The organism is Rhodomicrobium sp. Az07 (genome assembly GCF_018619475.1).
GTDB lineage: Bacteria > Pseudomonadota > Alphaproteobacteria > Rhizobiales > Rhodomicrobiaceae > Rhodomicrobium.
The window spans coordinates 34,826-56,877 of the sequence record NZ_JAHFZG010000016.1; the positions used below are offsets into that span (position 1 = coordinate 34,826).

At 61.3% G+C, this 22,052-nt stretch carries 21 protein-coding genes and 1 pseudogene; 15 read left to right on the forward strand and 7 right to left on the reverse strand.

The window, feature by feature from the left end; genetic code table 11:
- Nucleotides 1-723: 723 nt before the first annotated feature.
- The 6 genes and pseudogenes from KKP04_RS12170 to KKP04_RS12190 all read left to right on the forward strand — a co-directional run bounded on the left by KKP04_RS12170 (nt 724) and on the right by KKP04_RS12190 (nt 7,310).
- Nucleotides 724-2,103, forward strand: a complete 1,380-nt coding sequence (locus KKP04_RS12170) for a pitrilysin family protein (RefSeq protein WP_251134083.1) — start codon at nt 724-726, stop codon at nt 2,101-2,103.
- Between the two features lie 16 nt (nt 2,104-2,119).
- The gene (locus KKP04_RS12175; protein WP_215031611.1) at nt 2,120-3,475 is read left to right on the forward strand and encodes a pitrilysin family protein; all 1,356 of its coding nucleotides are present in this window, start codon (nt 2,120-2,122) and stop codon (nt 3,473-3,475) included.
- A 223-nt stretch (nt 3,476-3,698) separates the two neighbouring features.
- Complete coding sequence (locus KKP04_RS12180) at nt 3,699-5,519, forward strand: ABC-F family ATP-binding cassette domain-containing protein (protein ID WP_215031614.1); 1,821 nt, start codon at nt 3,699-3,701, stop codon at nt 5,517-5,519.
- A gap of 113 nt (nt 5,520-5,632) precedes the next feature.
- Nucleotides 5,633-6,397 carry a metal-dependent hydrolase gene (locus KKP04_RS12185; RefSeq protein ID WP_215031617.1) on the forward strand — a complete coding sequence of 255 codons (765 nt, stop codon included), beginning with the start codon at nt 5,633-5,635 and terminating at the stop codon, nt 6,395-6,397.
- 58 nt (nt 6,398-6,455) lie between these two features.
- A pseudogene (locus KKP04_RS15960) lies at nt 6,456-6,527 on the forward strand (SEC-C metal-binding domain-containing protein); the annotation flags it as partial.
- A gap of 102 nt (nt 6,528-6,629) precedes the next feature.
- Entirely contained in the window at nt 6,630-7,310 is a 681-nt protein-coding gene (locus tag KKP04_RS12190) for a hypothetical protein (RefSeq protein ID WP_251134084.1), read from the forward strand.
- On the opposite strand, the gene KKP04_RS12195 is transcribed toward KKP04_RS12190, so the two are convergent.
- Nucleotides 7,307-8,185: a methyltransferase domain-containing protein gene (locus KKP04_RS12195; protein ID WP_215031623.1), complete on the reverse strand. Its 879-nt coding sequence runs from the start codon at nt 8,183-8,185 to the stop codon at nt 7,307-7,309. The two genes, KKP04_RS12190 and KKP04_RS12195, sit on opposite strands and share 4 nt — an antisense overlap.
- A 58-nt stretch (nt 8,186-8,243) precedes the next feature.
- Here KKP04_RS12195 and KKP04_RS12200 point away from each other — a divergent pair, with 58 nt between their 5' ends.
- The 8 genes from KKP04_RS12200 (at nt 8,244) to KKP04_RS12235 (ending at nt 14,238) form a co-directional block, all read left to right on the forward strand.
- Nucleotides 8,244-9,029 carry a ComF family protein gene (locus KKP04_RS12200; protein ID WP_215031626.1) on the forward strand — a complete coding sequence of 262 codons (786 nt, stop codon included), beginning with the start codon at nt 8,244-8,246 and terminating at the stop codon, nt 9,027-9,029.
- Nucleotides 9,030-9,105: 76 nt separating this feature from the next.
- On the forward strand, nt 9,106-9,360 hold the full coding sequence (gene grxC, locus KKP04_RS12205) for a glutaredoxin 3 (protein ID WP_215031628.1): 255 nt from the start codon (nt 9,106-9,108) through the stop codon (nt 9,358-9,360).
- 37 nt (nt 9,361-9,397) lie between these two features.
- On the forward strand, nt 9,398-10,270 hold the full coding sequence (locus tag KKP04_RS12210) for a carbon-nitrogen hydrolase family protein (protein ID WP_215031630.1): 873 nt from the start codon (nt 9,398-9,400) through the stop codon (nt 10,268-10,270).
- Between the two features lie 10 nt (nt 10,271-10,280).
- On the forward strand, nt 10,281-10,796 hold the full coding sequence (locus KKP04_RS12215) for a prolyl-tRNA synthetase associated domain-containing protein (protein WP_215031632.1): 516 nt from the start codon (nt 10,281-10,283) through the stop codon (nt 10,794-10,796).
- A gap of 243 nt (nt 10,797-11,039) precedes the next feature.
- Nucleotides 11,040-11,948, forward strand: a complete 909-nt coding sequence (locus KKP04_RS12220; protein ID WP_215031634.1) for an amino acid ABC transporter substrate-binding protein — start codon at nt 11,040-11,042, stop codon at nt 11,946-11,948.
- 56 nt (nt 11,949-12,004) lie between these two features.
- On the forward strand, nt 12,005-12,739 hold the full coding sequence (locus KKP04_RS12225; RefSeq protein ID WP_215031636.1) for an amino acid ABC transporter permease: 735 nt from the start codon (nt 12,005-12,007) through the stop codon (nt 12,737-12,739).
- 7 nt (nt 12,740-12,746) lie between these two features.
- A complete protein-coding gene (locus KKP04_RS12230) occupies nt 12,747-13,439 on the forward strand; it encodes an amino acid ABC transporter permease (RefSeq protein ID WP_215031638.1) in 693 nt (230 codons plus the stop codon).
- Between the two features lie 10 nt (nt 13,440-13,449).
- Nucleotides 13,450-14,238, forward strand: a complete 789-nt coding sequence (locus KKP04_RS12235; RefSeq protein WP_215031641.1) for an amino acid ABC transporter ATP-binding protein — start codon at nt 13,450-13,452, stop codon at nt 14,236-14,238.
- Between the two features lie 58 nt (nt 14,239-14,296).
- On the opposite strand, the gene KKP04_RS12240 is transcribed toward KKP04_RS12235, so the two are convergent.
- Entirely contained in the window at nt 14,297-14,449 is a 153-nt protein-coding gene (locus tag KKP04_RS12240) for a hypothetical protein (RefSeq protein ID WP_215031644.1), read from the reverse strand.
- A 274-nt stretch (nt 14,450-14,723) separates the two neighbouring features.
- Here KKP04_RS12240 and KKP04_RS12245 point away from each other — a divergent pair, with 274 nt between their 5' ends.
- Complete coding sequence (locus KKP04_RS12245) at nt 14,724-15,635, forward strand: prephenate dehydratase (protein WP_215031646.1); 912 nt, start codon at nt 14,724-14,726, stop codon at nt 15,633-15,635.
- 42 nt (nt 15,636-15,677) lie between these two features.
- Here KKP04_RS12245 and KKP04_RS12250 read toward each other — a convergent pair whose 3' ends face one another.
- The 5 genes from KKP04_RS12250 to KKP04_RS12270 all read right to left on the reverse strand — a co-directional run bounded on the left by KKP04_RS12250 (nt 15,678) and on the right by KKP04_RS12270 (nt 21,859).
- Nucleotides 15,678-16,280 (reverse strand): isochorismatase family cysteine hydrolase, encoded by a 603-nt coding sequence (locus KKP04_RS12250; RefSeq protein ID WP_215031648.1) that lies wholly within the window; start codon nt 16,278-16,280, stop codon nt 15,678-15,680.
- Between the two features lie 189 nt (nt 16,281-16,469).
- Nucleotides 16,470-16,976 (reverse strand): CYTH domain-containing protein, encoded by a 507-nt coding sequence (locus KKP04_RS12255; protein WP_215031650.1) that lies wholly within the window; start codon nt 16,974-16,976, stop codon nt 16,470-16,472.
- Nucleotides 16,977-17,056: 80 nt separating this feature from the next.
- Nucleotides 17,057-18,610: a SpoVR family protein gene (locus tag KKP04_RS12260; protein ID WP_215031652.1), complete on the reverse strand. Its 1,554-nt coding sequence runs from the start codon at nt 18,608-18,610 to the stop codon at nt 17,057-17,059.
- Nucleotides 18,610-19,908, reverse strand: a complete 1,299-nt coding sequence (locus KKP04_RS12265; RefSeq protein WP_215031654.1) for a YeaH/YhbH family protein — start codon at nt 19,906-19,908, stop codon at nt 18,610-18,612. Before KKP04_RS12265 ends, KKP04_RS12260 begins: the two co-directional genes overlap by 1 nt.
- 10 nt (nt 19,909-19,918) lie before the next feature.
- Nucleotides 19,919-21,859, reverse strand: a complete 1,941-nt coding sequence (locus tag KKP04_RS12270) for a PrkA family serine protein kinase (RefSeq protein WP_215031656.1) — start codon at nt 21,857-21,859, stop codon at nt 19,919-19,921.
- Between the last annotated feature and the right edge of the window lie 193 nt (nt 21,860-22,052).

The following is a 22,052-nucleotide window of genomic DNA, read 5'->3' on the forward strand; positions in this document are numbered from 1 at the left end:
AGCGCGGATTAACTGAAGGTTACCCGATGGAACTCCAGATTAAAAATAGAATAATGAACGTTACCTGAGAATTTCAATAATAGGAACACTGGTACTTCAGAGGACGGACTCCATGTTCAAAATTGCGGTCATATCCCTGGCTTCGCTCCTTCTTGTGGACTCTCACGCAGAAGCGGCTGAAGATCAGCTTGTTCATGTGGGCTTTTGCCTTCCGAAAACGGTTCGTTACTCTCAATGCATCGAGGGGCGGGTCAATGCATGCATTCGCATTCGGCGCATGAGTTGCAAAACGAAAACCTCCTGCACACCGAGTTCGGAGAGATGCACGAGAAAGCCCCGACTGCTATGGCGATGACCCTCCGCGGCGGCGATAGCGGCCGAAAGCTATGGGCGGGAATGTATTAGGCGCGCCGCCCGCTAATCCTTGTGGGGCGCGGCAATGTGTAGGGCTCTCGCTCTACACGCCATGGACACATGACAAAAATGTAATATACCGCCGGACGCCCCATTTCCGAAGCGCACCGCCGCTTTTATCTCGTAACGTCATGAAATCGCCGCACCACTACTGGCGCCTTGCGCGGAAAGAGCTATATCTTCAGCGACTCTTTGCAGAAGGACGCCGGATTGCCGATGCATCAAGCTTCATCATATGGAACCCGCCCCTGTTCATCTCCATCTAGATCGGGCACACTGACCAAAATCAAACTCCTTGGTGCCCTGCTCATGGCTTTAGCGCTGTCTCCCCTCGATGCCGTCGCCGCCGCGAAAACGTCGACTCCCGCCCGCCTCGCCTATCACGGCACGCTCGATAACGGCCTCGAAATCGTGGTCGTCCCGGATCGCCGCGCGCCGGTGGTCACGCATATGGTGTGGTACAAGGTCGGCGCGGCGGACGAACCGCTCGGCAAGTCCGGCATCGCGCACTTCCTGGAACATCTCATGTTCAAGGGCACGGACAAGATCCCGGCGGGCGAATATTCGAAGATCGTGGCGCGCCTTGGCGGACAGGACAACGCCTTCACCGCGCAGGACATCACGGCCTACTTCCAGCGCGTCGCCAAGGAAAAGCTTCCGAAGGTGATGGAGATGGAAGCCGACCGCATGGCGAACCTCAAGCTCGCCGAGAACGATGTGCTTACCGAGCGCAAGGTCATCCTCGAAGAGCGTCGCAGCCGCGTCGACAACGATCCGTCTTCGCTCCTTCAGGAGCAGATGGTGGCTGCGCTCTACACGGCGCATCCCTACCACACGCCCATTATCGGCTGGGAAACCGAGATGGAGGGCCTCACCCGCGAAGACGCGCTCGCCCACTACAAGAAGTGGTATGCGCCGAATAACGCGATCCTCGTGGTTACGGGCGATGTGGAGCCGGAAGAAGTTGTCAGGCTCGCGAAGGAAACCTATGGCAAGATCCCGGCGAACCCGGCTGTCGGCGCTTCGCGCCAGCGCCCGGCCGAGCCTGAGCCTGTTGCCGAGAAGCGCGTTCTTCTGCGCGACGGCCGCGTCGGCAAGGCCAAGTTCGAGCGCTATTACACCGCGCCGAGCTTCAACACCGCCACCGGACGAGAAGCCGAGGCGTTGCAGTTGCTCGCGCGCATTATCGGCGCGAGCCACACGAGCCGACTCTACGGCAAGCTCGTACGGGAGGAAAAAAAGGCATCCGCGGCAAGCGCCTGGTACAGCGGGCTTGCCCTCGATAATGGCCGCTTCGGCTTCTATGCGGTGGCCGCCGGCGACAACAAGCTTGAAGACATCGAGGCGTCGATCGATGACGTGATCGATGACGTCGTTCGCAACGGCGTCACGGCGGAGGAGCTTGAACGCGCCAAGACGAGGGAAATCTCGAACCTCATCTATTCTTCAGACAGCCAGCAGAGCCTTGCGCACACCTATGGCTGGAGCCTCGCCACGGGCCGAACTGTCGACGACGTCGAGGCCCGCTCCGAGCGGCTGAAAGCGGTCAAGCGCGAGGACGTTCAGGCCGTCGCGTCGAAATACCTGAAGCGGAAGCGCTCCGTGACAGGTTATCTCATCCCCGAACCTTCACAGGTTGCGAAGGTCGATCCCCGTCCGGCTTCCGCTGGCGGCAGCACGTTGCATTGAGGAGCGGAAGACCCACATGAGATCCATGATTTCCGGCGGTCGACTGGTGATGTCGCTTGCCGCATCGGCCCTGTTTATTTCGCTCCTTTTTGGAGCCGTCCCGCCAGCGAGCGCCATGCAGATTCAAAAAGTCGTCAGCAAGAAGGGTATCGAGGCCTGGCTCGTGGAAGATCACAGCCGCCCCATACTCAGCCTCCAGTTTGCCTTCAAGGGCGGGTCGACGCAGGATCCGGACAGCAAATCCGGCGTGGCAACCTTCGTTTCCGGCATGCTCGATGAGGGATCCGGCAAGCTGGATTCCGAGAGCTTTCAGAGACGCCTCGAAGAGCTGGCCGCCAAGATGTCGTTCAGCGCGAATTACGACAACTTTTCCGGCTCGTTCCAGACGCTGACGCAAAACCGCGAGGAGGCGGTCCAGCTCCTGCGCGGGGCTGTGACCGATCCGCATTTCGACGCGGACGATGCTGACCGCATTCGCGAGCAGCTTCTCGCCAACCGGCGGCTGGAGGAAAAAGACCCCGACAAGATCAGTTCCATCGAGTGGTACAAGCTCGCGTTCGGCAGCCATCCCTATGGCCGTTCGTCCAACGGCACCGTGGAGAGCCTTCAGGCCATCACGACCGACGACCTGAAAGCGTATCGCCAGCGTATTTTCGCGCGCAATAATCTGAAAGTCGCCGCGGTCGGCGATATCGACGCCAAGCAACTCGGCGATCTGCTTGACAGCGTGTTCGGCGACCTGCCCGAAAAGGCGGACCTGAAGCCGGTGCCGGACGTAACGCTCGCGAATGTTGCCAGGCAGCGGGTTGTGACGATGCCCAATCCCCAGTCTGTGGTGCAATTCGGCTTCCAGGGCCTGAAGCGCAAGGATCCGGACTTCATCCCCGCGTTCATCCTCAATTACGTCGTCGGCGGCGGCGGCTTCTCGTCGAAGCTCATGCAGGAGGTGCGCGAGAAGCGCGGCCTCGCTTACGGCGTCTACACCTATCTCTATCCGCTCGACCATGCGGGTATCTTCGCGGGCGGCGTCGCGACCCAAAACAAGAGCGTGGCGCAGTCTCTCGACCTGATCCGCGCGGAGCTTGAGCGCGTTTCGAAGGAGGGCCTGACCGAGACTGAGCTTCGGCAGGCGAAGGACTATCTCGTCGGCTCCTACGCGCTGCGCTTCGACACCAGCGCCAAGATCGCGGCGCAACTTCTCGCGATTCAACTCGACGACCTCGGCGCCGACTACATCGACCGCCGCAATGGCGAGATCGAAGCCGTGACCGTCGACGACGTGAAGCGCGTGGCGAAGCGTTTGCTCGAACCGAAGAACCTCATCGTGACGGTTGTCGGCGAGCCGGAGGGCCTGAAGGAAGTGGGGCTTTAAGCTTCGCCCTTGTCAGAATCGAAGGCCGGGCCGTTGGTCCGGCCTTTTCGTTTCAACCCGGACGATTCTTTCGACGCCCGTCGCGCAAATGACGGCGGCGCGGCAGCGATCCCGTCGAAATACAAAGCTCTGAACAGCCCGCCGCCGGAAAAGATTGCATCGCGCGGCGTTCCTGTCCAAATCTCCGGGCATCCTTAACCAGCCGGAAGACGACGCCCCGCACATGGCCGCACCGCTTCTCACGCTTCAGAATATCGAGCTGACCTTCGGCCGCACGCCGCTTTTCGAGGGCGCGAGCCTTGCCGTGTCCGAAGGCGACCGCGTCGCCATCGTTGGGCGCAACGGCTCCGGCAAGTCGACGCTGATGAAGATCGCGGCGGGCTTGATCGAGCCGGACAGCGGCAGCCGCTTCGCGCAGCCCGGCGCGATCATGCGTTACCTGCCGCAGGAGCCCGATTTCGGCGATCACGCCACGGTGCTGTCATACGTGGAAAGCGGCCTCGGTCCGGCCGACGACCATTATCAGGCGCGGCTGCTCCTCGGCGAACTCGACCTCACCGGCGAGGAAGCCCCCGCCACGCTCTCGGGCGGCGAAGCGCGGCGCGCGGCGCTCGTCCGCATTCTCGCGGCGAACCCGGACGTGATGCTGCTGGACGAGCCGACAAACCACCTCGACATTCAGGTGATCGAGTGGCTCGAAAAGCGCCTCGCCGCGATGAAATCCGCGCTCGTCATCATCAGCCACGACAGGCGCTTCCTCACCAGTTTGACCCGCTCGACCGTGTGGGTGGATCGCGGCACGACGCGAACGCTCGACTTCGGCTTCGGCAAATTCGAGGACTGGCGCGACGAATTTCTGGCGCAGGAGGAACTCGACCGTCACAAGCTCGCGCGAAAGATCGAGCGCGAGGCCGATTGGCTGCGCTACGGCGTCACCGCGCGGCGCAAGCGCAACGTCCGCCGTCTCGGCGCGCTGCACAGCCTCCGCGACGAGTTGCGCACGGCAAGACGCTCCCCCGGTGCCGCGAGGCTGGAAGCGGCCGAGGGGGCGCAATCCGGCAAACTCGTCATCGAGGCAGAGGGCATTTCGAAGTCCTACGGCGGCGGCAAGCCCGTGGTCGAGAAATTCTCCACCCGCGTCATGCGCGGCGCGCGCCTCGGCCTCGCGGGGCCCAACGGCGCGGGCAAGACGACGCTGCTCAAGATGCTCATCGGCGCGCTCGAACCCGACGAAGGCGCGGTACGCCTCGGCACCAATCTCGAAATCGCCGCGCTGGAGCAAAATCGCGACAGCCTCAAACCCGACATGACCGTCGCCGATGCGCTGACGGGCGGCCATGGCGATCTTGTCGTCGTGAACGGCGCGGCGCGCCACGTCGCATCCTACATGCAGGACTTCCTGTTTCTGCCGGAACAGGTGCGCTCGCCGCTGAAGGTGCTTTCCGGCGGAGAGCGCGCGCGGCTGATGCTCGCGCGCGCCTTCGCGAAGCCGTCGAACCTGCTGGTGCTCGACGAACCGACGAACGACCTCGACCTCGAAACGCTCGATGTGCTGGAAGAACTGCTGAACGATTACGGCGGCACCATCATTCTCGTCAGCCACGACCGCGACTTCCTCGACCGCGTGGCAACGTCGATGATCTGCCCGGACGGCAACGGCCAGTGGATCGAATATGCGGGCGGGTATTCCGATGCGCTCGCGCAGCGCGGCGGGCGCGGTTTCGGCTCCGAGCCCGCAAAGACGAAGCCCTCGCAGGAGGCAAAGCCGAAGACGGCGGCGCCCGGCGGCGATCAGCCGAGGCCGAAGCGCAAACTCAGCTTTAACGAGAAGCACGCGCTCGAAACGCTGCCGGCGAAGATGACGGCGCTCGAAAAGCAGATCGGCACGCTTCAGGCGAAGCTCGCCGATCCGAACCTCTATGCGAAGGACCGCAAGGCGTTCGATCAGGCGACCGCCGCGCTCGCGACGGCGCAGGCCGAGTTGACCGAGGCGGAAAACCGCTGGCTCGAACTCGAAATCCTCCGCGAGGAGCTGGGGGTTTAGGCTTCGACGTACTGAATAGGCCGCGCCAATCACGCCGTTCTGAGAGGACAAAAGCCGCCGCATCACGCCCGCGCGCGCCGAATCGGTTAATCTTCAGCAAACGGAGGGCACAAATGGCGAACTTCAACACGCATCTCGCCGTGGCGGCGGTCGGCAGCGGGCTTTGCGCAACGGTCGCGTTGGCGGGCAACGCCGCGCCAAACAACTACCTCCTGACGCTGACGCTCGCTGGCACCATCGGCGGCATCCTCCCCGACATCGACCTCGAAAAGGCGATCCCCTCGCGCATCCTGTTCTCGGCGCTCGGCGTGATTGCGGCATTCATCGCCCTGTTCTCGCTGGAGAAGCATTATTCCATCGCGGAACTCTGGATTGTCTGGCTCGGCGTCTACGCGCTGGTGCGCTATGGCGTGCACTGGATCTTCCACTCCCGCACGCGCCATCGCGGCATCTTCCATTCGCTGCTGGCGGGCGGCTTCTTCATGGTGCTGACGGCCGTGATCTTTGGTCGTATTTTCGGCGAACCGGCCGCGCTCGCCTGGCTCACCGGCCTGTTCGTGCTGATCGGCTTCGTCATCCATCTCGCGCTCGACGAAATCTATTCCGTCGATATCGAGGGCGCGCAGCTCAAGAAATCCTTCGGAACGGCGCTGAAGCTGATCGACATGCGTTCATGGCGCGCTTCCGCGATGATGCTTGCGGCTTTCGTGGGCGTGGTGTTTGCAGCGCCCTCCGCAAAGGAGTTCGAGGAGATCGTGGCGCCGCCAACGGTGTTCACGTTCCTCAAGGAACGGATGCTGCCGAAGGGCAACTGGTTCGGCATCGAACTGCCGAAGTCGGTCGCGGCGACGCCCGTCAAGACAACTGGGACACCTTGATTTTGGTTATTGGACATCATTTTGCAGGCAAGCTTCTGTCTGATTGTAAAGGTGAATTGTGGGGATTGGACAACGCAGAAATTCACCCTGCCACTGCGGCAGCGGAAAAAAGTACAAGAATTGTTGTTTAGGAAGAGACAACAAGCCAAGAATACTTGGTGGGACATTCTCCGTCGCGGAGGACACACTCGTAACAGGTTTCCAGTTTGATGCTAACGGTCGGTTTCAGCTTATGAGCGGGCAAGAAGCAGTTCGCCTAGTTAAACCTACCGCAAATGAATGGAGGGAAAAGAGAAATGGCAAGCTGTCACGGGTATCTGAAATAGGCATTCCCAGCGATGATATTATCGTTGTTCCGGATTTGGCACTGGCCGACGCGGACTATATATTCGGCGTTGACACAAACCAGTTGGTGGTTGGGGGACAAAATTACAGCGTTTCTTGTCTGACTTGCGCTACATCGGCAATCGCCCCGGAGGGGTTTTTAGGTAGCATACAAAGCATAATGGCTGTCGATTTTTGCGACACAGAGTATCAGTCAGAGAGGATAGGATGGGTGTTCGCCATAGAGGCTATACTTCGCTCAGGAATTTCGATAGATCAAAAAGTCATTATATGCACTGATCACGACGTAGGATCGCACAGGGATTTAAACGACCGAAGTCAGGCTCTTATTGAAAGATACGTTCTCCCACTGAATTTTAAAATTGTATATGCGAGAGACAAAGGGATAACGATCCCGAATAAACTAATTTCAGCTTCTCACAAAGGAGCAAATAGAGTCGGTTCCTTGATAAAGAGAAATAGACCCTCTCTTCAGTATATAGTTTCATATTTACTTGGTGGGTCGGATGAAAAACCGCGACTTTGGCATTCCAATGCCTACAACGAATACTTTTCGGCTAAACCTTAAGTGTTGTTCGCCTTGAGCGCATCGGCGAGGCGCGCCGTGGCGGAACCGGGCTTCGCGGGCTGCTGCTGGCTTTCGTGGGGCGACCATCCGCACAGATAGACGATTTCGAACGTCGCGCGCACGCGGCCGTTTTCGCCCGCGAAACGCTCGGCGTAGATCGCCGCCGCGCGAAACAGCGTGTCGCGCCGCAGGAACCGGCGGGACCGGGCCGCGAGCGGGTTCGCCGCGCCCATCGCCTTCAGGTCGCGCATCAACGCGAGCGCATCCGCATAGGTCACGGTGAGTTGCTCCGCGTCGGCGACCGGCAGCGCGAAGCCCGCGCGCTGGAGAAGTCCGCCCATGTCGCGCAGGTCGGCGGTTGGGAAAACGCGCGGCGATACGCCGCCCGCCGTCTCGCTTTCCGCCAGCATGAACGCCTGACGCAGTTCGATCAGCGTGTCGCCGCCGAGCAGCGCCGCGAGGAACAGGCCATCCGGGCGAAGTGCGCGGCGGATCTGGATCAGCGCGCCGGGCAAGTCGTTCGCGAGATGGAGCGACAGCGCAGAGGTGATGAGGTCGAACGCGCCTTCCTTCAGCGGCAGCGCCTCCGCATCGGCGACGGCGGCGGGCTTCGGGCAGGCTTCGGCGAGGGGCAGCGCAAGCGCAAGCGAGACGGGGGCGAGGCCGGGGAAGCGCGCGGCGAGCGTGCGGGCCATGACGCCGTGATGCGCGCCGACATCGGCCACGCGCGAGAACTCCCGTCGAACGCCGCCGAGGCGATCCGCAAGTTCTTCCGCCGCATGCCGGATCAGAAAGTCCGTCGCGGGAAGCGTGCCGGTCGCGCGGGCCAGCGCGCGGCGAATTTGAATGCGGTCGAAAATTCCGGGGCTGGTCAACGCGTTCGTCCCGGATTAGTATCGATTTTAGACAAATTCATTCTTCCTTGCGTTGCAGATGTTCCAGCCTTTTGCCCGTTTCGCCGCCGAGGGCCTGCGCTATTCGGCGGACCTCATCCTTCCCGCCGTCTGCGTATCATGCGGCATGCCGGTCACGCGGCACAACCTTCTTTGCGCGAAATGCTGGGGCGGTCTCGTTCCGATCACCGCGCCGTATTGCGACAGGCTCGGCATCCCGCTTCCCGGCTATGAGGGCAGCGGTCCGCACCTCTCGGCGCAGGCTTTCGCCGAACCGCCCGTTTTCGACCGCGCCCGGGCGGCCTGCGTTTACGGCGGCGTCATCCGTAAACTCGTCGTGCGGTTCAAGTTCGAGGACCGGCACGAGCCACTGCCTCTGTTTCTCCGGCTGACGCGTGAGGCGGGGCGCGATCTCATGGCCGACGCGGATTTGATCGTGCCCGTGCCGCTGCACCGGTTCCGGCTCCTGCAACGCCGCTTCAACCAGTCGGCGCTGCTGGCGCAGGGGCTCGCGCGCGCGTCGGGCGTTCCTGTCTCGGTCATGGCGTTGAAGCGGACCAAGCGGACGAAGGCGCAGGTCGGCCTTCAGCACGACGCGCGGCGGAAAAACGTGGCCGACGCGTTCAGCGTAAGCGCGGGCGGGCGCCGCGCCGTGGCCGGCAAGCGCGTGCTGCTCGTCGACGATGTCATTACCACCGGAGCCACCGCCAACGCCTGCGCGGCGGCGCTTCTTGCGGCGGGTGCGCGCGCTGTGGACGTGCTTGCGGTCGCGCTTGTCTGGCACGGTGCGGCCGCTTTCCTTGACGAAGGCGGCGATGTGCTTTAGCTGACGCTCCCGGCTCTGGACCAGCAGCGCCTTCCACACCATCTGCTTGCGGTTCTGAAGAGCCAGGAAACAAAACATGCAGCCAGTGACCATCTACACCACGCCGTCCTGCCCCTATTGCCGCCGCGCGAAGGCGCTTCTTGCCCGCAAGGGCGTGGCTTTCGACGAAATCGACGTGTCGGACCGGACGAAGCGCGCCGCGATGTCCGAACTCGCGGGCGGACGCACCTCCGTTCCGCAGATCTTCATCGGATCGCGACATATTGGCGGATGTGACGACCTTCATGCCTTAGATGCGAAAGGCGAACTTGATCGTCTGCTGCAAAGCTGAACAAAATAGACAGACTAACGAAGGAGCAGGCAAGAGCATGGCCGAAAGAGATCCGTTTCGAGTGGGCCTCGTTCAGATGCGAGCGGGGAAAGACGTTCGAGATAATCTTCTGGAGGCGGAAGCGCTGATACGCGACGCGGCTCGCAAGGGCGCGCATTACATTCAGACGCCGGAAAACACGCTTCTGATGGAGGTGGACGCGTCGCACCTCATCGAAAAGATCTCTCCCGAGGCGGAAACGGAAGGCGTGGCGCACTTTGCCCACCTCGCAAAGACGCTGCGCGTGTGGCTGCATGTCGGCTCCATCGCGGTGAAGGTCGGCGAGGACAAGGCGGCGAACCGCGCGTTCCTGTTCACGCCGAACGGCGAAATCGTGCTCCGCTACGACAAGATCCACATGTTTGACGTCGATCTGCCGAGCGGCGAATCCTACCGCGAATCCGCCACCTTCATTCCCGGCACGCGGGCCTATGTGGCGCAGCTTCCGTGGGGCGCGCTCGGCGTTGCCACCTGCTACGACATCCGCTTCCCGGAGCAATTCAAGGCGCTGGCCATGGCGGGGGCGAGGTTTCTTACCGCCCCGTCGGCCTTTACCAAGGTCACGGGCGAGAAGCATTGGCATACGCTTCTTCGCGCGCGGGCTATCGAAAACGGTTGTTTCGTGTTCGCCGCCGCGCAGGGCGGACGCCATGCGAACGGGCGCACGACGTTCGGGCACAGCCTGATCATCTCGCCATGGGGTGAAATCATCGCCGAGGGCGACACCGATCCGGGCGTGATCGTCGCCGACATCGATCCGGCGGAAGTTGACCGCGTGCGCGGCCGCATCCCGGCGCTCGATCATGCGCGCGATTTCGAGGTGAGCGTTGTGGAGATGCCAAGGGGCGCGACGCTTCAGGCTGTCGGCTGACGCGCATCCCATGAACGACTGGCGCGCCTTCTTCCGGCTGCTCGAATCGCTCGGCATCGCATCCGAGACGGTGGAGCACGAAGAGGTGCATACGGCGCAGGGGCTCGCGAACCGCGATGTTTCGCGCTGGGAATTTCCGGTCAAGAATATCGTGGTCGAGGACAAGGCGAAGCAGCTTTACCTCGTCACGATGCACCTGCTCACGCCGCCGCTGGATCTGAAGACACTCGCGAAGCAACTCGGCGCGGACGGGCGCTTTTCCTTCGCTTCGCCGGAGACGATGGGCGCGGCTCTGAAGGTGCTGCCCGGCAGCGTGTCGCCTTTCGCGTTGGTGAACGATACGGAACGGCGCGTCCGCCCGGTTTTCGATGAACGCATGCGCGCGTCGAAAACGGTCAGCGCTCATCCGCTCGTCAATATCATGACGACGACGATCGCCATGGGCGAACTGATGCGCCTCATCAGCTTGAACGGACATGAACCGCTCTGGTGCGCACTTCCGCTGAAGCCCCCGCCGGAATCATGATGCCTTCGTGGAGCGGTAATGCCAACCGCAGCCTGAACGCGAAAGCCATGCCGCAGCGGTGTGCGTCACGGGGACGCGGAATATGCAAATGGCATAAAATTGCGCACAAGTGCGACTTGCCCGTTTCACAAGCAGATTTACTGTGAAAGGATGAAACTTATAATGCGTCGCGCGTGACTTTTCCGCCTATCCTGTCAACGCGCTCTTAATCCGTCGAACCAACCAAAAAAGGAGTTTGCATTCATGGCCCTTTCCCGCTGGGTAATCGGTATCGCCCTGTTTGCAATGCCAGGCCTCGTTCAGGCTGAAGAGTTGACCGGTACACTGAAAAAAATCAAGGACACCGGGACCATCACCATCGGCTATCGTGAAACGTCAATCCCGTTCTCGTATCTGGGCGCGGAAAACAAGCCCGTCGGCTTCGCGATGGACATCTGCGAAAAAGTCGTCGACGCGGTGAAGAAGGAACTGAAGGACGACAGCATCAAGACGAACTACGTTGCTGTTACATCCTCCACGCGCATCCCGCTCATCGCCAACGGCACCGTTGACCTCGTTTGCGGTTCGGCGACCAACAACGCCGAACGTCAGAAGCAGGTGTCCTACACCAACTCGCACTACCTCTCCGAAAGCAAGTACGTCACGAAGAAGGCCAGCAAAATCAACTCGATTGCCGACCTGAAGGGCAAGACGGTCGTTTCGACGGCGGGCACCACGAACATCAGGCAGCTCAACGAACGCAACCAGGCGGATAATCTCGGGCTGACGATCCTGACCGCCAAGGATCACGCCGAAGGCTTCCTGATGGTCGAGACCGATCGCGCCGTCGCCTTCGTGATGGACGACATCCTCCTCGCGGGCCTTGCCGCCAACTCGAAGGACCCGAGCCTCTACGTGGTTTCCACGGACTCGTTCTCCAAGGCGGAGCCTTACGGCATCATGATGCAGAAGGGCGATGAGCCGTTCAAGAAGGTCGTCGACTCCGCAACCGCGGAAATCTACAAGACAGAAGGCAAGGCGCTCTACACGAAGTGGTTCCAGAGCCCGATCCCGCCGAAGAATATCAACCTGAACCTCCAGCTTTCGCCCGCACTCGCGAAACAGTTCGAAGCACCGCTCGATGCGGCCGATCCTGACGCGTACAACCGTTAATCGCATCGCGAGGCGCTTCGGCGCCTCGCTTTCATTAGCAGCGCGGGGGCGAAGCCGTGGACAAGGTCGTCGACTGGTTCAGCATCTTCTGGCAGGAGTCCGCGGAGGGAACCGGCACTTATGCCTACACCCTTCTGCTCGGCCTTCAGTTGACCCTCGAAATTTCGGTGATCGCGGCGGTCGTGGCCTTCGTGATGGGGTCCATCGTCGGCGTTTGCCGCACGCTGCCCTCACCGCTCGCGCGGCGTCTGAGCGGCGGCTATGTCGAGTTCTTCCGCAATATCCCGCTGCTCGTCCAGTTGTTCCTCTGGTACTTCGTGCTGCCCGAGCTTCTGCCGCGCGACATCGGCATGTGGCTGAAGCAGGTTCCCTACTCGAATTTCTACACGGCGGCATTCGGGCTTGGCTTGTTCACGTCCGCACGCGTGGCGGTGCAGCTTTCGGCGGCGATCACGTCCATGCCGCGCGGCCAGAAGCTGGCGGCAACGGCGCTCGGCCTCACGACGCGGCAGAGCTACACCAGCGTGCTGCTGCCCATGGCTTACCGTATCGTGTTTCCACCGCTGACGTCGGAGCTTCTCAATCTCATCAAGAACTCGTCCGTCGCGCTGACCATCGGCGTGGCGGAGCTGACGCAAAGCGCGCGCAACATGGACAGCTACACGTTCCAGACATTTCAGGCTTTCACGGCGGCAACGCTGATCTACCTCGCGCTTAATATCCTGGTGACAATGGTCATGCGGCGGATCGAGCACGGCGTCGCCGTTCCCGGCATGCTCGTGGCGAAGTGAGGTAGCGATGTTCTCGAACTTCGACTTTCAGGTCATCATCGACGCGCTGCCCTACCTGTTCCTTGAGGGCATGGTCTTCACGCTGAAGCTGACGCTTCTCGCGGCGCTCTTCGGCACCATCCTGGGCACGATCCTAGCGCTCATGCGCCTGTCGGGTGTATGGCCGCTGCCTCAGATCGCAGGCACCTATGTGAACTTCGTGCGTTCACTGCCGCTGCTGCTCGTGATCTTCTGGTTCTTCTTCCTCGTGCCGTTCATCGCGCAGAAGATCGTGGGCTCGCCGCGACCGATCCCCATCGATCCATTCCTCACCGCGCTGATCACCTTCAGCCTGTTCGAAGCGGCCTACTTCTCGGAGATCATGCGCGCGGGCATCCAGTCCCTGCCGAAAGGTCAGGTCGCGGCGGGCTATGCGCTCGGCCTGAGCTATCCGCAGGTGATGCGGCGCATCGTGCTGCCGCAGGCCTTCCGCAACATGCTGCCGGTTCTGCTGACGCAGACCATCGTATTGTTTCAGGATACCTCCCTCGTCTATGTGCTGTCGCTGAATGACTTCCTCGGCATCGCGGGCAAGATCGGCCAGCGCGACGGGCGCCTCACGGAGATGTATCTTTTCGTGGCGCTCGTCTATTTCCTCATTTCCTTCGCGGCCTCGCAGGCGGTTCGACGCTTGCAGGTGCATACGGCAATCATTCGGTAGGGCTTTCCTCATGAACACGGCAGCGACAACGCCGAATTCGGCCGCGAAACAGTCCTCCGGCGTGCCTGTCATTGAGATGATCGGCGTCAGCAAATGGTACACGCCGGAATTTCAGGTGCTCGATTCCTGCTCGACATCGGTACAGAAGGGCGAGGTGGTCGTTGTTTGCGGGCCGTCCGGCTCCGGCAAATCCACGCTCATCAAATGCGTGAACGCGCTTGAACCGTTTCAGCAGGGCGACATCTTCGTCGAGGGCGTGAAGGTGAACGACCGCGCGACGGATCTGCCGAAACTTCGCTCACGCATCGGCATGGTGTTCCAGAACTTCGAGCTTTTCCCGCATCTCACCATCATGGAGAACCTCACGCTCGCGCAGCGCAAGGTGCTGAAGCGCGGCAAGGACGAAGCCGACGCGAAGGCGCGGAAACTGCTCCAGCGCGTCGGTCTTTCCGATCAGGCGCCGAAATATCCCGGCCAGCTTTCGGGCGGGCAGCAGCAGCGCGTTGCCATCGCCCGCGCGCTCGCCATGGACCCGGTTGCCATGCTTTTCGACGAGCCGACATCCGCGCTCGACCCGGAGATGGTGAGCGAAGTGCTCGACGTGATGGTGGAGCTTGCGCGCGAGGGCATGACGATGATGGTCGTCACGCATGAAATGGGATTTGCGCGTAAAGTTGCGGATCGCGTTATCTTCATGGATTTGGGCGCTATCGTCGAAGACGTGCCCACGGAAGATTTTTTCGGCAGTCCGCGCTCCGAGCGCGCGCAACTCTTCCTCTCCAAAATCCTTTCACATTGAAACGGTAGAAGTTACAGGCGTTAACTTGGTCATCAGCGGCTAACGCCTGCCGGGCTCGCTACTTCTTCTTTGCTGGCCGCTGCGAAAGAGCTGAACCCGCCGCGGTTTTTGTCTTCTTGCTTGCGTCGTCCTTGCCCAGCACTTTTCCCGCTGCGGATGCGGCCTTTTCACTGGTTTCGCCCGACGTTTTTTCCTTGCTCGACTTTGCCATGAGATCCTCGCTTCCCGAAGCCGCGCTCAATGCGCTTGCATTGGAACACAACGCCCGGCGGGAAGAGTCGTTCACGGATTTCGGTCGGGAGATGCCTCAAATTTGCTTTGCGGGATCGATGCGGCGTCACCACGTCCCGGCTCGAAGCTGTCGCCTCCTTCGTTTCCCCGGTTGACACCGCGCCTCGCGGGGTGGACACCGAAGCCGGTCTTGAAAAAGCGCGCAAAATCCGTGCAAGGTGTTGGCGCGCCGGTTCGGCGAAACAGGTAGAGTGATGACATCCATTTCCACGGCCGCGACGGCTAGGCCCGCGAAGATCGCCTATCAGGGCGAACCCGGCGCGAATTCGCATATTGCCTGCATCAATTACGACGCGTCGCTCGAACCGTTCCCCTGCGCCACATTCGAGGAAGCGCTGCTCGCGGTGAAGCATCGCGCGGTTCGCTATGCGCTGATCCCGGTGGAGAATTCGGTCGCGGGCCGCGTCGCGGACGTGCATTACCTCCTGCCTAATTCCGGCGTGCATATCGTCGGCGAGCATTTCGAGCGCATCTATCACCAGCTCATGGCGCTGCCCGGCGTGGATTTGTCCGCGCTGAAGACGGTTCACAGCCACACACAAGCGCTCGGCCAGTGCCGCACCGCGATCCGGAAGCTCGGCCTGCGCCCCGTTCCCGAGGCCGACACGGCCGGGTCGGCGCGCATGGTTGCCGAAGACGGCGATCCGACAAAGGCGGCCATCGCCTCGAAGCTCGCCGCCGATATTTACGGGCTGCGCATCCTGAAGAGCGATATCGAGGACGCCGCGCACAATACGACGCGCTTCCTTGCGCTCGCCGATGAAGCGGTGATGCCCGCGTCCGGCAACGGCCCGACGCTGACCACGTTCATTTTCCGCGTCCGCAATGTGCCGGCGGCGCTCTACAAGGCGCTCGGCGGCTTCGCCACGAACGGCGTGAACATGACGAAGCTCGAGTCCTATCAGCCGGAAGGCAGTTTCAGCGCAACCATGTTTTATGCCGACGTCGAAGGCCACCCGGAAGATCGCCCGCTCAAGCTTTCGCTTGAGGAACTGGCGTTCTATTCGACAGAGGTCGTTGTGCTCGGCACCTATCCCGCGAGCCCGTTTCGCGAGACGTTGAGAAGGGCGCCGGTGGACGACGAACCGCGCAGGCTCGCGCGGTAGGCGTCGCGACGGCTTGCGTGGCCGGGAATGATGGGCGCCGACTTAAGCGCCAAGCTCCGCGAGAAACGCATCGTGCGTCAGCGGACGCGAGAACATCGCGAAGTCTCGCGTCGTGGCGACGCGCTGTTCTTCCTCGCTCAGCGCCGCCGTGCAATCGGTCAGCGTGACGACGCGAAACCCGCGCTCATAGGCCGAACGCATGGTGCTTTCCACGCAGCAATTGGTGAGGAAGCCAGCAAGCACGACGTCCGTCACGCCGCGCTGGCGCAACACGAAATCGAGGTTTGTGCTGGCGAAGCAATCGAGGCCGCGCTTTCCTTCGATGACGATATCGCCCGGTTGCGGCGTCAGTTCCTCGATGATCTCCGCGCCCCATGTGCCTTTCCGAAACGCCTTCGCCCCTACGACGCCCGCGAGGATGCCGTAAGGGTTCGCAGGAATTTCGGGATATCCTTCCGCGAAGCTGATAGCGGCGTGCATGACGGTTACGCCGTGGCGTCGCGCCTCTTCGACGGTCGCGAGCGTATTGGCGAGCATGTTTGTGCTCTCCATCACTTCCTTGACGCCCTCATGATGTGCGCCGCCCGGTTTCACGAAATCGTTCTGGTATTCGATAAGCACAAGCGCTGTGGTTTTCGGGTCCATGCTGATCCTCCCTCATTATTCGCAAATGCTGTTCTTCGAGAATGACCGGGAGATGACAAATGGACAAGTCTATGCTCGCTGCCGGAGAGGCGCGCGCGTGCACCGGCGCTCGCATCGGGCCGCTAAGTGCTTGCTGGGTAAACTTATCCGCGTTCGGACTCGATTTCGCCCTGGACCGATCGAGGTCGATCAACTTTCCGAAATGACGGGGCAGCCCCCTGCCGCACGCTCTCCCCACTGCGAGAAAGGCCGCTTGCAGAGGCTCGCGTTCGAATAGCGAGGGTCGCCGCTGATTTCCGCGCCGATCCAGAGAGGCAGCGGGAAACCGTGGTCCTCGTGCGGAAGTTCGATTTCGGCCACGACGAGACCTTCGTTCTCGCCCTGAAACACGTCGATTTCCCATGTGAGACCGTGCCACGGCAGCAGATGGCGGCGCTTTTCAATGATCGAGCCCTCGCGAAGCTCCATGAGCGCGACCGCGTGATCGGGCGGGATGTCGTATTCGAACTCCAGGCGGCGGATGCCCACGCCCGCCGATTTCATCGTCAGCGTCGCGCGACCGTCTCGCGTCCGGATGCGCAGCGACATCTTCCCGGTGTTAGCGAGGTAGGCTTGACGGATCATGGAGCCGCCGTCGGCATACGCCCGCCAGCTATCGTTCGCCACCAGAAATTTCCGTTCGATTTCGAAGGGCATCAGAGTTTTCCGGCAAGGGCCACGCATCGGAGCAAAGGCTCCGTTCAAGGTAGTTGTACGCGCCCCGGCTGAAAAACTCGCTAAACGAACGGGTGAACAGGCTCCGCCGTATGCTTGGTGGAGATGTCGCCCTTGTCGTTTTCTTCCGTGAGGTGAACCTCGTAGCCCCAAAGGTTTGCGAGGTGCTGAAGCACGCGCTCGGCGTCCTCCTCCTCCAGCATGACGCCGTCGATCACGCTGTGGCGCAGGACGAGGCGGCGGTCGCCTTCAAGGTCCACGTCCACGATCTGGATGTCGGGGTCGTGGCGCGACACGTCGTAATGCCGCGCGAGCGCCCGGCGAACGCGCATATAACCGCGCTCGTCGTGGATGGCGTCGACAGACAGATCCTTTTCGCGGGCGTCGTCCGTCACCAGGAACAGGCCCATCTTGCGGATCACGGCGGGGCTGAGAAACTGCGAGACGAAGCTTTCGTCGCGGTAGTTCGCCCAGATATCCTTGAGCGTCTCGACCGGGTCGCCGTTGCCCGCCATATCCGGGAACCAGGCGCGGTCTTCCGCCGTCGGGTTCACGCACATGCGCTCGATGTCCTTCATCATGGTGAAGCCGAGCGCATAGGGATTGAGGCCGTAATAGCGGCGGTCGTCGAAGTCCGGCTGCGCCACGACATTCGTGTGCGAATGCAGGAATTCGAGATACGAGCCTTCCGTGATGCGACCGCGATCGTAGAGCCGCTGCATGATCTCGTAATGGGTGTAGGTGGCGCAGCCCTCGTTCATCATTTTCGTCTGGCGCTGCGGATAGAAATATTGCGCGATGAGGCGGACGATGCGGATGACCTCACGCTGCCATGGCCGGAGACGCGGCGAGGTCTTTTCGAGGAAGTAGAGGACATTTTCCTCGGGCAACCCCAGAAGCGCGCGGCGACGGTCTCGTTCCGTCGTGCGTTTCTTGGCCTTCTTGCCCTGCCCTTCCGGCACGGTGCGCCAGAGATCGTTGAACAGCCGCTCGCCATGCTCGCGCCGCTCGTGCTCGCGCTTCTGCTCGGAGCGAAGGTCCATCTGCCGCTTGCCGGGATAGCGGTGAATGCCCTGATTTTGCAGGGCATGGGCCGCGTCGAGCACGCGCTCAACCTCGGCCTGACCGTACTTTTCTTCGCAATCCGCGATGAAATTCTTCGCGAAGGCCAGATAATCGAGGATGCCGTCCGCGTCGGTCCACTGCTTGAAGACGTAATTGTTCTTGAAGAAGTGATTATGCCCGTAGGCCGCGTGAGCGAGCACCAGCGTCTGCATGGTCGCGGTGTTTTCTTCGAGGAGATACACGACGCACGGGTTCGAGTTGATGACGATTTCGTAGGCGAGGCCCTGCCAGCCCTTGCGATAAAGCGTTTCGTTGCGCACGAACTGCTTGCCGAAGGACCAGTGTCGATAGAATAGCGGCATGCCGGTTGAGGCGTAGGCGTCCAGCATCTGCTCGGTCGTTATCACCTCGATGCGCGGCCGATAGATGTCGAGCTTCAACTCGTCACCGATCTCCGCCACACCGTCATAGATGCGCGAGAGGGTGTCGAAATCCCAGTTGGCATCCTTGAACAGAAGCGGGTCGTCTCTGCCTGCCGTCGCCGTCGTCATCAGACCCCCGAGGTTGCTGCGTTGCTCTTCCGTTCGAACAACTCCCGGAAGACAGGATAGATGTCGCGGCGGTCGCGAACTTTTCGCATCGCCATAGGCAGTTTCGGCGAGAGGATCATGTCATAGGCGCGCCAGAGCGTGCTGGGCGGCTCCACCGAACGGCGGCGCTCCTCCGGCTCGCGGCCAACCTCGATGTAGGCGTAATACTGGCAGAGCGGCAGGATCGACGTCTTCAGCAGCGAGACAGTCTTTTCGTTGTCGATCGGCAGGTTGTCGCCGTCCGAAGCCTGCGCGGCGTAAATATTCCAGACGCCGGGCGGGTAGCGGTCATGCATGACCTTGATCATTTCTTCGAGAGCGGTCGAAACCACGGTGCCGCCCGTCTCGCGGCTGTGGAAGAACGTGTCCTCGTCCACTTCCTTCGCCTCATGCGTGTGGCGGATGAACACCACCTCGACATAGCGATAACGGCGGCTGAGGAACAGGTAGAGAAGGCTGTAGAAGCGCTTCGCCAGATCCTTCAGATGTTCGTCCATGGAGCCGGACACGTCCATCAGGCAGAACATGACCGCCTGCGCCACGGGTTTCGGCTCCATCTCGAAGCGGCGATAGCGCACGTCGACCGGATCGATGAACGGGATGGCGATAGACCGCTTCGCCTGCTTCTTCAATGCTTCGCGGATTTCGAGGATTTTGTCCTCGTGGCCGCCTTCCTCTTCGAGCGCCTTGAGCTGCGCTTCGAGGTCGGCGATCTCTTCCACCTTCGGACGCCGGAGCGCGATGCGGCGGGCGAGGCTCTTGCGCATGGTCTGCTGGATCGACAGCGACGACGGCGGACCGGACGAGCGGTAGCCCGCGCGGCGCGGCTGCTCCTTGCCCTCGCCCATGACCTGACGCTTGGCAAGGTCGGGAAGTTCGAGGTCTTCGAGGAAGAGGTCGATGAACTCCTCGTCGGAAAGCGCGAAGCGAAACTCGTCTTCGCCGTTTCCGTCCGCGCTCGCGCCGCCCTTGCCGCCACCCGAGGGCGGCCGCTCTATGGCGTCGCCCTCGATGTAGCTCTTGTTGCCGGGCAGAAGATACTCGCGCGTCCCGCCCTTGCTGCTTCGGCGCAGAGACGGCTCATGAACGCCATCCACGGGCACGACAATCTCGCCGCCCTTGCCCGTGTCCGTGATCTTGCGGTCTTTGGATGCTTCCCGCACCGCGTGCCGGACAAGCGCCCGAGCCCGGCGGATGAACCGCTGCCTGTTGCCTAGACTCTTGCCGCTCGCATCGCGACGCCGATCAATGATGTACACGTTTCGTTGCCTAGCCCGCCTGTCTAACTCGCATGTACCATTCCACAAGCCTGCGAACCTGACGCTCTGTGTAGCCTCGCGTCACCATCCGCTCGACGAATTCGCTGTGCTTCTTCTCCGTTTCGCCGTCCTTCTTCGAACCGAAGCTGATCACAGGTAGCAGGTCTTCCACCTGGCTGAACATCCGCCGCTCGATGACTTCCCGAATTTTCTCGTAGCTCGTCCAACTCGGGTTCTTGCCGCCGCGCTGCGCTCTTGCCCTCAGTGTAAACTTGACGACCTCGTTGCGAAAGTCCTTCGGGTTCGCGATACCGGCCGGCTTCTCGATCTTCGAAAGCTCCTGATTGAGAAGCTCGCGATTCAGGAGTTGCCCGGTGTCGGCGTCCTTGAAGTCCTGATCCTCGATCCACGCATCGGCATAGGCGACGTACCTGTCGAACAGGTTCTGGCCGTAGTCGTGATAGGATTCGAGGTAGGCTTTCTGGATCTCGTTCCCGATGAACTCAGCATAACGGGGACCGAGTTCCGTCTTTATGAACTCGATATACGCGCTTTCGATGTCGTCGGGGTATTGCTCCCGGCGGATAGCCTGTTCCAGCACATACATGAGATGCACCGGGTCGGCGCCCACTTCCTGCGTGTCGTGGTTGTAGGTGGCCGACAGCGTCTTGAACGCGAAGCGCGTCGAGATGCCGTCCATCCCTTCATCCACGCCCGCATGATCGCGGTATTCCTGCATGGTGCGGGCCTTCGGATCGACCTCTTTCAGGCTTTCGCCGTCATAGACCCGCATCTTGGCGTAAAGGCTCGAATTCTCGTGAGGCTTGAGGCGCGACAGCACCGAGAAGCGCGCCAACATTCCGAGCGTGCCTGGAGCGCACGGAGCGTTCGCCAGCTCCGATGTGCGGATGAGCTTGTCGTAGATCTGCTCTTCCTCTTGAACGCGCAGGCAGTACGGAACCTTGATCACATAGATACGGTCGATGAAGGCTTCGTTCGTCTTGTTGTTCTTGAAGCTGCGCCACTCGGCTTCGTTCGAGTGGGCCATGATGATGCCGTTGTACGGGATCGACCCGATATTCTCGGAGCCGACATAGTTACCGTCCTGCGTCGCGGTCAGGAGCGGATGCAGCATCTTGATCGGCGCCTTGAACATCTCGACGAATTCGAGCACGCCCTGGTTCGCGCGGTTCAGGCCGCCGGAGTAGGAGTAGGCGTCCGGATCGTTCTGAGCGAGCAGTTCGAGGCGGCGGATGTCCACCTTGCCGACGAGCGAGGAAACGTCCTGATTGTTCTCGTCGCCCGGCTCCGTCTTGGCAATTGCGATCTGGCGCAGCCGTGACGGAGATATCTTCGCGACCTTGAACTTCGTGATGTCGCCGCCGAATTCATCGAGCCGCTTCAGACACCACGGGCTCATGAGGCCCGTGAGACGGCGCTTGGGGATGCCGTAGTCCTCTTCGATGCGGTCGCCCATCGTCTCGCGGTCGAACAGGCAGAGCGGGCTTTCGAAAATGGGAGACAACGCGTCGCCCGCCTTCAGCACATAGATCGGCTTGTGCTCCATCAAGGCCTTGATGCGCTCGGCAAGCGAAGACTTGCCGCCGCCAACGGGGCCGAGCAGATAGAGGATCTGCTTGCGCTCCTCAAGGCCTTGCGCGCCCTGACGGAAGAAAGCGACGATCCGCTCGATCGTCTCTTCCATGCCGTAAAACTCGGCGAAGGCCGGGTAAACGCGGATGGTGCGGTTCATGAAGATGCGGCCGAGACGGGAATCCTTTGAGGTATCCACCATCTCGGGCTCGCCAATGGCGGCCAGCAGCCTCTCGTGTGGAGAGGCGTACATGAGCGGATCTGTTTTGCACCCCTTCAGATACTCCGCCAGACTCATAACGGTTTCGCGTCTTGCCTCGAAACCGCGCGCATAGGTGTCAAACAAGTCAGTCGACATCGCGACCCCGCTGATCTTCGTTGGAGATAAGTCCTGGAGTGAGCGTGAGGAGCCCCATGCACCTTCTCTCTGCCCCAAGAGGGCCAGGGTAAATCGACCCGGCAAGGCTGCTCGGCAGACACTTCATCGCCACGAGATCGGTCGAGAGTGCCCTGATTTTATGTCGGACGTGAGATGGCCAATGGAAGGGGGT

Excerpts from the sequence above, each read along its gene's own strand:
- KKP04_RS12170 (WP_251134083.1), top strand. The coding sequence starts at position 724 with ATGGCTTTAGCGCTGTCTCCCCTCGATGCCGTCGCCGCCGCGAAAACG.
- KKP04_RS12175 (WP_215031611.1), top strand. The coding sequence starts at position 2,120 with ATGAGATCCATGATTTCCGGCGGTCGACTGGTGATGTCGCTTGCCGCA.
- KKP04_RS12180 (WP_215031614.1), top strand. The coding sequence starts at position 3,699 with ATGGCCGCACCGCTTCTCACGCTTCAGAATATCGAGCTGACCTTCGGC.
- KKP04_RS12185 (WP_215031617.1), top strand. The coding sequence starts at position 5,633 with ATGGCGAACTTCAACACGCATCTCGCCGTGGCGGCGGTCGGCAGCGGG.
- KKP04_RS12190 (WP_251134084.1), top strand. The coding sequence starts at position 6,630 with ATGAGCGGGCAAGAAGCAGTTCGCCTAGTTAAACCTACCGCAAATGAA.
- KKP04_RS12200 (WP_215031626.1), top strand. The coding sequence starts at position 8,244 with ATGTTCCAGCCTTTTGCCCGTTTCGCCGCCGAGGGCCTGCGCTATTCG.
- grxC (WP_215031628.1), top strand. The coding sequence starts at position 9,106 with ATGCAGCCAGTGACCATCTACACCACGCCGTCCTGCCCCTATTGCCGC.
- KKP04_RS12210 (WP_215031630.1), top strand. The coding sequence starts at position 9,398 with ATGGCCGAAAGAGATCCGTTTCGAGTGGGCCTCGTTCAGATGCGAGCG.
- KKP04_RS12215 (WP_215031632.1), top strand. The coding sequence starts at position 10,281 with ATGAACGACTGGCGCGCCTTCTTCCGGCTGCTCGAATCGCTCGGCATC.
- KKP04_RS12220 (WP_215031634.1), top strand. The coding sequence starts at position 11,040 with ATGGCCCTTTCCCGCTGGGTAATCGGTATCGCCCTGTTTGCAATGCCA.
- KKP04_RS12230 (WP_215031638.1), top strand. The coding sequence starts at position 12,747 with ATGTTCTCGAACTTCGACTTTCAGGTCATCATCGACGCGCTGCCCTAC.
- KKP04_RS12235 (WP_215031641.1), top strand. The coding sequence starts at position 13,450 with ATGAACACGGCAGCGACAACGCCGAATTCGGCCGCGAAACAGTCCTCC.
- KKP04_RS12240 (WP_215031644.1), bottom strand. The coding sequence starts at position 14,449 with ATGGCAAAGTCGAGCAAGGAAAAAACGTCGGGCGAAACCAGTGAAAAG.
- KKP04_RS12245 (WP_215031646.1), top strand. The coding sequence starts at position 14,724 with ATGACATCCATTTCCACGGCCGCGACGGCTAGGCCCGCGAAGATCGCC.
- KKP04_RS12250 (WP_215031648.1), bottom strand. The coding sequence starts at position 16,280 with ATGGACCCGAAAACCACAGCGCTTGTGCTTATCGAATACCAGAACGAT.
- KKP04_RS12255 (WP_215031650.1), bottom strand. The coding sequence starts at position 16,976 with ATGCCCTTCGAAATCGAACGGAAATTTCTGGTGGCGAACGATAGCTGG.
- KKP04_RS12260 (WP_215031652.1), bottom strand. The coding sequence starts at position 18,610 with ATGACGACGGCGACGGCAGGCAGAGACGACCCGCTTCTGTTCAAGGAT.
- KKP04_RS12270 (WP_215031656.1), bottom strand. The coding sequence starts at position 21,859 with ATGTCGACTGACTTGTTTGACACCTATGCGCGCGGTTTCGAGGCAAGA.